The following is a 12,349-nucleotide window of genomic DNA, read 5'->3' on the forward strand; positions in this document are numbered from 1 at the left end:
CTCCTGGTCACCGATCTCAATATGCCTGGTATGAATGGCTTTGATATGTTGAGGCACCTCAAGCGCGCCAAAGAGTTTGATGGCTTGAACATTATCGTGCTGACCGCACTGAATGATGACTATATTAAGGACGTGGGCGGCTTGCCAGAAGGTGTGCAAGTATTCCACAAGCCTGTTGCACTCAGCAGGCTGGAGCCCGTGATCGAAGCTCTGATTGCCAATACGGCCGAGAGTCATTATGCCCAGGTCAATTCGCCAGCTTAGACCCGCGAGTCTTCCATCCAGCGCTGCGGTCGATATCCTGGATAGTTTTCCCTATCATCTGATTGTGGATGAGCAGCTCACTATCGTGGATTGTGGCAGCGCGCTACATCAACTAGATCCAGAGTTGCTGCCACATCGTAATATCGCCGAATGTTTTGATATTGCAGCACCCATTGAGGTTTTCTGCCTGACCACCTTGATGGCTGTCAATGATGAGCTGTGCCTGCTAAGACACAAAGCTAGCGGCTTGATGATGGGGGGCAAGCTTGCCGCTCACAAGAAAAACCGCGCGGTTTTCTTACTGTTTCCCTGGGTGACAGATACTGCTGGCTTGGCGAAGCTAGAAGCCGAGTCTGCTAAGGCGCAGCCTGAGATTAAAAGCGCAAAACATACCGTTGCCAGTATGCCTACTGCCAAAGGCAAATTTTCCGTACAGAAAAAACAGTTATTCCAGGCGCATGCCTTGCTTTCCATGCGCGAGTCAGAATCCCGCACATTGACGCATATAGTCTCAATGTCTGATAACTCCGTGGTAATTGCCAATGCTATGGGTTATGTTGAATGGGTAAATGATGCCTATATGCAGCGCTCTGGCAACAAGGCTGAAGAAGTCATTGGACGCTATCTTGGGGATTTATTGGATGCGGATGAGGCCACTGTAGATAAAATCCGCAAACTTCTGGAAAACGGGCAGGGATATCAGGCTGAATTATTGCGCACCGCTAAAAATGGTAGTGAATATTGGGTCGATCTTGATATTGAGCCTTTGCTGGACTCTAACGGCAATATCTGTAATTACATAGCGATAGCACGCGATATCACCGAAAAAAAAGCGGCGCTGGAAGTCTCTGGTCGCTTGCATGGCATTATGAAAAGCACATTCGAGCTTAGCCCGGATGGTTTTGTAACATTTAACCAAAATGGCGTGCTGACCTCGGTTAATCCAGCTTTTCTCAAAATGACAGGGCTGGTACAAACGCAGCTGATTGATATCAAACAGGACGCCTTTGAGCGTTTGCTTTCTGGCCTGGGCGACGATGATGAGGGCTTTGCAGGGCACCATCTGCAAGATGCAGTCATATTACGTCTCTCTCAACCCAAGCTAACCGTGATCAAGCGTTCTATACGCGAAGCGCATGACGACGATAACCGTTTCGTTGGCACTATCCATTATTTCCGCGATATCACTCAGGAATCCGAACTGCATCGTATGAAAGGTGAGTTTCTTTCCATGGCTGCGCATGAATTGCGTACGCCTATGTCGAGCATCCATGGATTTACCGAGCTGCTGCTCAAGCGCGAGTTCAAGCCTGAGCAGCAGAAAGATATGCTGGCCACTGTACATAGACAGTCCACACGCTTGACCAAGCTCATCAATGACCTATTGGATTTGGCCAAGATAGAAGCGCGTAAGGGCATGAGCTTTGACATCAAGCCTTATCGCCTGACCGATATCGTTGATACCGCGCTGAAAGAGTTTATGGTCAGTGGGGAAGGGCGTGCCATTGGCTTTAATTTTAATAATCATGCGCTTAAAGTATCTGCCGATTTCGACAAAATCATACAGGCGTTGATGAATGTTTTGTCCAACGCGCATAAGTACTCTGCGCCTGGAACTGAAATCCATCTTAGTATTCTCGAGCAAGAGAAGTATCAGCACTCCTTTGTCGGTTTGTCCGTGGTTGATCATGGCATAGGCATGACCAACGAACATCTCAGCCGTTTGTTTGAACGTTTTTACCGGGCTGATACCTCGGGCAATATTCCAGGTACTGGCCTAGGCTTATGCCTAGTGAAAGAGATTGTTGAAATTCATGGTGGCTGGGTTGATGTCTCATCAGAGTTGGGCGAGGGGACTACGGTCACACTCTGGCTTAAAAAACTCAAGGATTGATTCAAACTAATGGCTCAAGCCTAGCGCAATGCTAGCGCTTGAGGAATTAATCTCACTTTGCTGTCTTAACCCTGTTGTAAATTTCCCACCTGCATTCAAATATTCACCCAGATTTAACGCTCATTAGCTGATCAGTGCCTAACGGCCTTGCAGGCCGCTCCCGGGGCATTTTTTAAAAAAATGTTTTAATTTCTTACAGTTGCGCTAAAAAATAGTTATGAAAAAGTGCACAAATAAATTGACACTTATTGCAAAAGTGATAAATATGATAACTGTGTGAGCGGAATTCCGTTCACTGGAGACAACAAACGATCACTGAGCATGGATTGCACCGCGCAAGCAAAGCCAGCAATCAATGATTCGTCTGTAGTTACATGAGGTAAGGAAAACTTGCCCGGGTTCCAAATTTGAGGGGAATGCCATGTCTACTTTATCGAATCGGAAATTAAGTCGGGCCGTCAGTCTGGCGGTCATGTGTTCATCAGTTATATTGGTTGGATGTAACGACGGTGATAATGGGAATGTTCGCCCTAGTGCTGCCAATGCGAATAACCCTCCAAATCCTGTCATACGGACTTTGAGTGGAGGTCCCAGTGCGCTAAATAGCACAATCAATACGGTCAATGGGTTGACTAATGGGGTTTTGACACCCGTTACCTCGGCTTTAAATCCCGTGATTACGCCTTTGGGGGTTGCAATTGATCCGCTGTTGAATCCAGTATTATCTGGACTGCAGCCTATCGTGTCTCCTTTAGTTTCGACGATCAGCCCGGTTACCGCAACTCTGGCACCTATTACTGACAGTCTATTGCCCCTGACTAATGTCTTGGGTAATACATTGGCTCCTACCGCCTTGGCTTTGGCCCCTACATCACAAGCACTTTCCAGCGCTGTGTCACCTTTGGCCAGTGCTATCGGCCCGGTGGCCGAGGGTGCCCATGATGCGGTGCGACCTCTTACTAATTCGGTGGGGAATGCAGTTACCCCTGTATTGCAGGGTGCGGACACAGTCATAGCTCCAGTGACTGAAACCTTGACGCCAGTAATCAATGCTACAGGCGAGGTATTACAGCCAGCACTGAGTCCGGTTGCAGGTCTACTTGGGGCTACCACTGAGGCATTGGATGTACAGGCCATAGGGCCATTGAGCAATATTGTTGGCCCTGTGGTTGGTGCCGCCAGTGATGTGGTCAATGGAACGCTCTATACTGCATCCGGCCTGACCGGTGTTGTTGCAGCGATTACAGAGCCAGTTTTCCAAGTCAGCGGTGGCATTATCGGTGGCTTGAATGGCAGCACATTCCCGATTGCTGGCGTAGTCGACAATATTGCGGTGCCTTTAACTACCCCAATTGGTGCTGCTTTGGCCCAAATAGGTGGGCAGCTTGGTACAAATAATCAGTCTTTGACTCAAGCCGTACTAGCTGGCATTTCCGGTGGAACAAGCAATACCTTGTTGGATCCGGTAATTGGCAGCAATGGTCTTGTGCCACTAACCACTGCGGGCGGTAACCAAACTCTGGCTGATCCGTTAGTAGGTAAAAATGGTGTGCTGCCATTAACCAGCGGCGAGGCCAGAAATGGGCAGCCCGCTTTGCTTGATCCAGTCATCGGTGAGAGTGGGGTTGTTGCCTTGACCAGTGCGGAAGGTAATGTAACTCCATTAGATCCTTTGGTCGGTCAGCGCGGGCTGGTGCCCCTCACCAGCAATGTGGCTGGAACTGGGGCTCCAGTGCTGAACTTGAATACTGCACAACTGGCTGGTCTGGGTAACAATGTGCTAGTACCTGTGACTGAGGCACTGAGAAACGGCAATCCTCAAGCTGCATTGTTGCCAGCCAATATCCTGGCACCTAACGGCTTCCTGGCTCCTGGATTGACTCCCGTGGTTAATGTGGTGACAGGGCTTACCTCTGCTTTGCCCAATAATCCAGCGAATAACGTGCCACAAACCGGCAATCCGCTAGCACCGATATTGGCCTTGCCGCAAAACCTGCTTCAACCACCAACACTGACACCTGTTGCAGTGACAGGGGCAGGAGGAGTTGCAGTAGGTGCTAATAGCAATACTGGAGGGACTAATGTGGGTGTTGGTTTGGGTGGTGCCCTTGGTGCAATCCTAGGACGTTAGCCAAAATCAAGCGCTGAAACAAAAAATCCCGGTGACAAATGTGGTCCCGGGATTTTTTTCACAGGAGCAGTGTGCTGGAATGATAAACAAAAAAAAGAACAACCCTTTACAGCAAGTTTGTACAAAGCTGTTGATTCTGAGCATAAGTCTGGTGCATCCCAATATAGAGGCTGTGGAAAACCCGGTAGATACTCTACCTAAAGCGGATGTGCCTAAAACGCGACCAAATGCCAAGGTGGAAGTGGAGCAGCAAAGCGGGATTTCTGCAGAAATGCAGAAGGTGCTGGACACGGAAGTGCAGCCTAGCAGTTTTGGTATCTATGGTGTCAAAGCGGTGCCATTTGAGGAAGTCAGTGCCATTTTTGCGCCTTATGCCAATAAAAAAGTAACCATTGCCCGCATTATCGAACTCTCACGTGAAGTGACGCAGTACTACCAGAGTCGAGGGCTGGCTTTATCCTTTTGCTATATCCCCACGCAAAACTTCAACGACCCCATCATTAAAGTGATTGTCATCGAAGGGCATGTTAACTCCGTGAAATTTGAGGGGAATCCCGGAGCGACTGAGGCAAAATTACGCGAAATTGTGGCGCCCATCTTGGCGGAAAAACCGCTCACGCGCGCTACCATGGAGCGTTATTCCACCATGCTGGGCTTGCTGCCTGGCCTGAAAATTCAAGCATCTCTGCCTTTGCCACAACAGTTGGATGGCGCGAGCGAGTTATTGCTCAAGGTAGAGCGCAAGAGCATCGATGGCGTAGGGCGGATAGAAAGCCTGCAGCCTTTTAGTCGAGGCATCATTACCCTCAAGGCCAATGGCAATACACGCTTGGCAGAAGAAGTCACGGTTTCCACATTGATTTCAGGTGAAAACGAGCGCTACTTTGCCGCGAGTTATGCTCAGCCACTGGGGCGGGAGGGATTGGTCGTCCGGGTAGATGCCTCAGACTATGATGGCAAACCCACGGCAGACCTGGAGCCGGGGCTGGGCCGCCATGTCACTTCACAGCGTGCCAATGTCGCCTTGAGTTATCCTCTGGTGTTACGTCAGGATAGAAGCCTGTTGGCAACGGCATCTTTCACCGCCACCAAGTTTGAGGATCAGATACGCAGCAAAGCCAGTGGCCGGGCGCTGACTAGCAATACCGAAGTCAGAGCGGTCTCAGTTGGTGGCATTTACAGTGACTCAACGCCTACACGCGCCAGGCGTCTGCAATTGACCATGAGCCGAGGACTCGATGCACTAGGTGCCAAAAATGACGCTACAACCAATTTCGGCGCACTAGTGCAGCCTGCTGCAGTGGATCTTAATTTTTCCAAATTCGTGCTGAATTATGTACAGCGTAATTATTTTCCCAATCACTGGGGCAGCTCTATATCCACCACACTGCAATATTCTGATGATGATTTACCTATTACCGAGAAAGTGCTATTTGGGGGCTATCAGCATGGTCGTGCCTATCGGCCAGGGCAACTGGTAGGTGACTCGGGTTGGGGGATTGGTTTGGAGCTGAATCGCACCATACCTTTCAGTTATCAATTGCCTTACTACCAAGTGGCCGCGATACAACCGTATTTTCTGTTTGAAGCCGCTCGCGCATATCAACATACGCAAGCTCAGGAATTCGAACACCTAAGATCCATCACGCTGGGTATACGCCTGATCAGCAATCAACCCGATCGTACCAATCTGGATTTCTCGCTATCCAAAGCGGTCGCCGCTGGCGGGCGCAATAATGTCTTCAAGGATCTGGCATTTGGCTTCAACTTTGGCATACCGTTCTAGCCTGCTTGCTCAGCGGCGTTGATAACTGCGAGGACAAATAACAAAAGCACCCTAAGGTGCTTTTGTTGGAGAGGCTGGGATCAAGGGGGAGTTTAAATCACACCTTGTGCCAGCATTGCATCAGCCACCTTGACGAATCCCGCGATATTCGCGCCGTCAACATAATTCACTGTGCCATCTGCGCGAGTGCCATAACGTGTGCAAGCATCATGAATCCCCTTCATGATGTCAAATAGGCGTGCATCGACTTCTTCCCTGGTCCAAGAAATACGCATGGCGTTCTGGCTCATTTCCAGGCCAGATGTGGCCACGCCGCCAGCATTGGTCGCCTTGCCTGGCGCATACAGCGTGCGCTGGTGGTCAAACAATTTCATGGCTTCTGCGGTACAAGGCATGTTGGCACCTTCAGCGACGCAGATCACGCCATTGGCAATCAGCGTGCGTGCATCTGCTTCGTCCAGCTCATTCTGGGTAGCGCAAGGTAGCGCCACATCTGCTTTAACGCTCCAGGGCTTGGCACCTGCCACAAACTTAACGCCTGCGCGGGCTGCATAATCACTGACGCGACCATATTCATGGTTCTTGATCTGCATCAATAACTGCAATTTTTCTGTGGTGAAGCCATCTTCATCAATCACAGTGCCGCTGGAGTCAGAGGCGGTGATGACTTTTGCACCCAAGGCCATGGCTTTTTCTATGGCATATTGCGCTACATTGCCCGAGCCTGAAACCGCAACGCGCAAGCCTGCAATTGTCTTGCCAGCGTGGCGCAACATTTCTTCGGCGAAATAGACAGTGCCGTAACCTGTTGCTTCAGGCCGGATCAAGGAGCCACCGTAGGAAAGACCCTTGCCGGTCAAAACACAGTCGGCACGGTTGGTGAGTTTCTTGATCATGCCAGTCATATAACCAATTTCGCGCGCACCAACCCCAATGTCGCCCGCAGGTACATCGGTGTCAGAGCCTACATGGCGGAACAACTCACTGACAAATGCCTGGCAAAAACGCATGATTTCGCCATTGCTCTTGCCCTTAGGGTCAAAATCGGAGCCGCCTTTACCGCCACCCATGGGCAGCGTGGTCAATGCATTCTTGAAAGTCTGCTCAAAAGCCAGAAACTTGAGAATCGACAAATTGACAGAAGGGTGGAAGCGCAAACCGCCTTTGTATGGGCCGATGGCACTATTGTGTTGAATGCGGTAGCCGCGGTTAACCTGAACTTCGCCTTTATCGTCGACCCAGGAAACGCGGAACAGAATGGCTCTTTCTGGCTCAATCAGTCTATCCAGTACCCCATGCTCGGCATAACGGGGGTGGTCGCTGATGAAGGGCCACAAGCTCTCAACCACTTCAGTGACTGCTTGCAGATATTCGATTTGACCGGGATTTTGCTTGGCGACGACGGCAATAAATTCATGCGCCGATTGATACTTCATTGAAAAACTCCTCTAGGTTTGCTCCAAAACAGTGCATTTTCTCTTATTGCGATGGATTGTGCACCAAAATAATTCATTCGCTCAATTGTGGTGCATTTGGCGAATGCTAGAGAAGCGTCAATAGCGGTTCCTGCACAGTATGCAAGCGGATATAAGGCCATGCAGCATTAGCTTCAGATATCACTATCATCTTCCAAGCTAGGGTGTGTGAGGGCGCTGATCCTGAAGTGTTAGCCCCTTAGTGCGGTAATTGTTCAAGTAGCTTGGGTGAAATGGTTTAGATAAATAAGTGCAAAGCCCGGTTTTTTGCAACTTGTCACTAGTCTCTGTGTCTATCAACATATAGGTGACTTGTATTTATTATTACAGTACTTCCCTAGCTGTAATCCCATCCCCCCCGGAGATATCCATGAGTTATGGTTGAGGCTGTTTTCGCCTCAAGGCCGGAGAGCGAGGTGTGTGATGAAAAATTCTGGGATATGGCTGGATTTGTTGGTGTTGTTGATTATATTGAGTTTCTGTATATGGCTGGCCTATACCCTTTGGTTTGCATAGGTTGTAGTAACTCTCAATATTTGGCTGTAATCCTGCTTTGGTGGGACTGAACACTATTTGTTGAAATAATCGCGTTTCAAATTCCTGTTGTCCTGCTAAACAGTTCTCTCCTTTTTCCCCTGCATCCATCAGCAGCCTTTTGATTAAAACTCTACTGGGCTTGAAATGAGCTTAATTGATATTTGGGAAGGTCAGGGGCTTTCCTGCTACTATGTCCGCTTCGCGACCAAGGGTGCATCCTGGCATTAGCTGGTATGGAGTAGCGAAACAGTTGTTTCCGCCCAAGGTCATGCATGATGGCTCTTGCTATAAGGGCCACATAAGGTAGAACGTCAATCGGTACATCCGGTGTTACATGCGACAACTGTTGCTTATGTCATGCGCAAGCATGAAAATTGTGGAGGGTGCTTTGGATACAAAAAAACCAGCATTCTCGGGACTAAGCCTTCAAATCACTGGTTATTTGTATTGTTGGGATGGTGCCCAGAAGAGGACTCGAACCTCCACAGTGTTGCCACCACTAGGACCTGAACCTAGCGCGTCTACCAATTCCGCCATCTGGGCATCGATCAACGATGAGCCGCGCATTCTATAGGAAAGTTACACTTTGTCAACGAAAAAAAATCAGACTAAAAAGAAAATTGTGAAAAAGACCGCTGCACCCCACAAAGCAAAACAACAGCGGGCCGTAGATCCCTTTGCTGAGCGTGAATCGGCAAATTATGCTAACCCATTGCCTAGTCGAGAATTTATTCTGTCAGTCATGGCGGAGCAAGGCGTGCCAGTGCCTCTGGATCAGCTATATAAGCTGGTAGGCATCAAAAAAACTGAACAGGAAATTTTTGGTCGTCGTTTGAGCGCCATGGAGCGTGACGGTCAAATTATCCAGAACCGCAAGGGGGCTTTGTGCATCGCCGAAAAAGTCCATTTGCTGGCGGGCAAGGTGCAGGGCCATGCAGATGGCTTTGGTTTCTTTATCCCCGATGGTGAAGGTGATGATTTGTTCTTATCTCCACGCGAGATGGCCCAAGTCATGCATGGGGACAGGGTGATGGTGCGCCCAGCGGGGCTGGATAGGCGCGGTCGTCCTGAAGGGCGAATTGTTGAGGTGCTGGAACGTTCCACTAAGACCCTGGTAGGTCGTGTAATCAGTAGTCATGGTGTGACCATCGTTGCGGCGGAAGATAAACGCGTTAATCAGGATATTCTGATTCCCTACCATCTGGACATGGGCGCCAAGGATGGCCAGGTTGTGATGGTTGAGCTGACCGAGCAACCTTCTGCACACGCCAAGCCTGTTGGCAAAGTGATTGAGGTGCTGGGTAATTACGCGGATTCAGGCATGGAAATTGAAATTGCGCTGCGCAAGCATCAATTGCCGCATGTGTTTGCTGCGGCTGCGATCAAGCAAGCCGAAAAATATCCCAAACAGGTACGCGCCGCTGACTGGAAAGGCCGTATAGATCTGCGTGAATTGCCGCTGATTACGATTGATGGCGAAACCGCGCGTGATTTTGATGACGCCGTTTACTGTGAGCCGCAAGGCAAGGGCTGGCGTCTGGTGGTGGCGATTGCTGACGTGAGTTTCTACGTCAAGCCCGGTGATGCGCTGGACCACGACGCTTATGAGCGCGGTAATTCCGTGTATTTCCCGCGCCGTGTAATCCCCATGCTGCCGGAAGCGCTCTCCAATGGTTTGTGTTCTCTCAACCCCGATGTGGAGCGCCTGTGCATGATTTGCGATATGCAGATCAGTGCCACTGGCCAGGTTAAGCAATATAAATTTTACCCTTCGGTGATGCGCTCCAAAGCGCGTATGACTTACACCAAAGTGTTTGAGATGATCAGTCACCCTGAAGGCGATCTGGCCAAGGAGTATGCCTGGTTGCAGCCGCATGTGCAGCATCTATATTCGCTGTACAAGCTGATGTTGAGCGCGCGCGAAAAGCGTGGTGCGATTGAGTTTGATAGTAGCGAAACACTGATGGTCTTCAATGACAACGGCAAGATAGACCGCATTGAAGCTACATCGCGCAATGAGGCGCACCGTTTGATTGAAGAGTGCATGCTGGCAGCCAACGTCTGCGCGGCTGATTTCCTCAAGAGCAGCGAGCACCCGGCGCTGTATCGTATACATGATGGTCCTACGCCAGAAAAACTCGAAGCTCTGCGCACCTTTATGGGTGAGTTTGGCTTTGGTGTGGGCGGTGGCGATGCGCCACATGCCAAGGATTACGGTAAACTGCTCGCCCTGATCAAGGGGCGGCCAGATGAGCAGCTGTTGCAAACTGTATTGCTGCGTTCTATGCAACAGGCGGTGTACAGCCCAGATAATATCGGTCACTTCGGTTTGGCTTACGAATCTTATGCGCATTTCACCTCGCCAATTCGTCGCTATCCCGATCTTTTGATTCACCGCGCTATCAAGGCGGTGTTGAATGGCGAGCATTACAAGGCTGGTGATTGGCAGGAGCTGGGCAAGCATTGCTCCATGACCGAACGCCGTGCCGATGATGCGACGCGTGATGTGGAAGCCTGGCTTAAGTGTTACTACATGCAAGACAAGCTGGGTGAGGAGTTTGATGGCACCGTGGCTGGCGTTAGCAGTTTCGGTTTGTTTGTTGCGCTGGATGGGGTGTATGTAGAGGGCTTGTTGCATGTGACCGAGCTGGGTAATGACTACTTCAACTACGACAAAGCCAGACATGAAATGCTGGGTGAGCGTACAGGTGTGCGCTACCGCCTGGGTGACAGATTGCGCGTCAAGGTGAGCCGGTAGATCTGGAAACCAGCAAGATTGATTTTGTGTTGGTGGCACGCGAGTCCGAACTGGCAAAGTTAGCTGCTGATGGCGAAGCTGGTGAAGGAGATAGTAGCGCTGCACAGGTGAAAGCCTCTTCGGCGCGCAAGCCTGGCGGTAGTCGCGCTGCGTCAGCTAAGGTGCAGCCGGAAAAAACGCCAGCAAGCAAATCTGTGGCAGCGCGTAAGCCAGCAACCGTGAGTGATGCAAAAGCAGTGCCTCAGGCAGCAGAAAAACCACGTGGGCGCCGGACTGCTGCATCGACAGCAAGCCGTGAGCCTGCTGCCAAGACCGTAGCCAAGGGTGCAGTCAAACCCGTAAGCAACACGGCAAGTAAGGCCCAAGCACAGACTGTAGCCAAAGCTGAAACTAAGCCAACCGTAAAAGTGGCGGTCCGGCCGGATACCAATGCGGCTGCCAAGCCTGTTGCTAAGATGGCGGAAAAGCCAGCGACTAAAGTGGCGGGTCGGTCTGCTAATAAAGCGGCCGGAAAACCACCTAAAGCCAAAAGTGGAAAATCCACGGCAAAAGTGACAACCAAGGAAAAGAAAGCAAGTTGATTGAATGAGTGATACCCGTATTTTATTTGGCTTTCATGCCGTTTTAAGTCGTTTGCGCCAGCATGGCGCCAGCATTCAGGAAATCCTGATTGATAGGGATAGGGTGGATGCGCGCATGAAGGATTTGCTGCAGTTGGCAGAGTCTGCCAATGTGCGCGTCATGCAGGTGGAGCGCGCCAGGCTGGATGGTATGGCAGGCGGGCAAGCCAGGCACCAGGCGTTATCGCCAAGGCAGTGGATACCCCCATTCCATACAAAGATATCCATGATGTGCTGGAATCTGGCCTTACTGAGCCGCCGTTTTTCCTGGTGCTGGATGGTGTGGAAGATCCGCATAATCTGGGCGCGTGTTTGCGTGTGGCGGATGCCATGGGCGTGCATGCGGTGATTGCACCCAAAGATAGGGCTGCAGGCCTCAATGCCACTGTGCGTAAGGTGGCCTGTGGTGCGGCTGAAACCGTACCGTTTATTGCGGTAACCAATCTGGCACGCACGCTGCGCGAGTTGCAAGAAGCTGGTGTGTTTGTAGTGGGGGCGGCAGCGGAAGCGCCGTCTGATTTGCTCAACACCTCTTTGACTGGGCCGCTGGCTCTGGTGCTGGGTGCTGAAGGCTCGGGTTTGCGCAGGCTGACCGAAGAAACCTGTGATGCCTTGGTCAGCATCCCCATGTTTGGCTCGGTGGAAAGTCTGAATGTGTCGGTGGCCAGTGGTATCTGTCTTTACGAAGCCAGGCGCCAACGTAGCAAGGCGTAAAGCATTCGCTCAACATAAACCCGCGTCAGCGGGTTTTTTCTTGCCTGGCATGCCTTGAGCTTGTGCGAGGTTTTTAGCCTGAGCTCAGGGTCATAGCCCAAGGCCAATGAAATGACATGCGGCTGTCATGCAGTGGCGCTAATTTGCAAGCAAAGCTGGCTGTTTGTTGC

The 12,349-nt window shown here is 50.7% G+C and carries 6 protein-coding genes, 1 tRNA gene and 2 pseudogenes; 7 read left to right on the forward strand and 2 right to left on the reverse strand.

What is annotated here, in order from left to right; all coding sequences use genetic code 11:
- The 4 genes from JCM2850_RS13790 to JCM2850_RS13805 all read left to right on the forward strand — a co-directional run.
- On the forward strand, positions 1 to 264 hold a 264-nt coding region (locus JCM2850_RS13790; RefSeq protein ID WP_025872588.1), incomplete at its 5' end, for a response regulator.
- Positions 239 to 2,158 carry an ATP-binding protein gene (locus JCM2850_RS19485; protein ID WP_081775086.1) on the forward strand — a complete coding sequence of 640 codons (1,920 nt, stop codon included), beginning with the start codon at positions 239 to 241 and terminating at the stop codon, positions 2,156 to 2,158. The genes JCM2850_RS13790 and JCM2850_RS19485, both read left to right, overlap by 26 nt.
- A 742-nt stretch (positions 2,159 to 2,900) precedes the next feature.
- Positions 2,901 to 4,289, forward strand: coding sequence for a hypothetical protein (locus JCM2850_RS13800; RefSeq protein ID WP_148301287.1), 1,389 nt, complete (start codon positions 2,901 to 2,903; stop codon positions 4,287 to 4,289).
- A gap of 130 nt (positions 4,290 to 4,419) precedes the next feature.
- Positions 4,420 to 6,075 (forward strand): ShlB/FhaC/HecB family hemolysin secretion/activation protein, encoded by a 1,656-nt coding sequence (locus JCM2850_RS13805; RefSeq protein ID WP_159105176.1) that lies wholly within the window; start codon positions 4,420 to 4,422, stop codon positions 6,073 to 6,075.
- Positions 6,076 to 6,167: 92 nt separating this feature from the next.
- Here the strand turns inward: JCM2850_RS13805 and gdhA are convergent, their stop codons facing one another.
- Together gdhA and JCM2850_RS13820 are read right to left on the reverse strand one after the other, a co-directional pair.
- Positions 6,168 to 7,511, reverse strand: coding sequence for an NADP-specific glutamate dehydrogenase (gdhA, locus tag JCM2850_RS13810; protein WP_025872596.1), 1,344 nt, complete (start codon positions 7,509 to 7,511; stop codon positions 6,168 to 6,170).
- Between the two features lie 1,032 nt (positions 7,512 to 8,543).
- Positions 8,544 to 8,630: transfer RNA gene (locus tag JCM2850_RS13820), tRNA-Leu, on the reverse strand.
- 43 nt (positions 8,631 to 8,673) lie between these two features.
- On the opposite strand from JCM2850_RS13820, the pseudogene rnr reads away from it, so the two are divergent.
- From rnr to rlmB, 3 genes and pseudogenes are all read left to right on the forward strand, one after another.
- Positions 8,674 to 10,881: pseudogene (gene rnr, locus JCM2850_RS19490) on the forward strand (ribonuclease R); the annotation flags it as partial.
- Entirely contained in the window at positions 10,872 to 11,426 is a 555-nt protein-coding gene (locus JCM2850_RS22030; RefSeq protein ID WP_051525424.1) for a hypothetical protein, read from the forward strand. The pseudogene rnr and the gene JCM2850_RS22030, both read left to right, overlap by 10 nt.
- Positions 11,427 to 11,430: 4 nt before the next feature.
- A pseudogene (gene rlmB / locus JCM2850_RS19495) lies at positions 11,431 to 12,179 on the forward strand (23S rRNA (guanosine(2251)-2'-O)-methyltransferase RlmB).
- Positions 12,180 to 12,349 lie beyond the last annotated feature (170 nt).

This window comes from Methylobacillus glycogenes JCM 2850, assembly GCF_000617925.1.
Lineage (GTDB): Bacteria > Pseudomonadota > Gammaproteobacteria > Burkholderiales > Methylophilaceae > Methylobacillus > Methylobacillus glycogenes.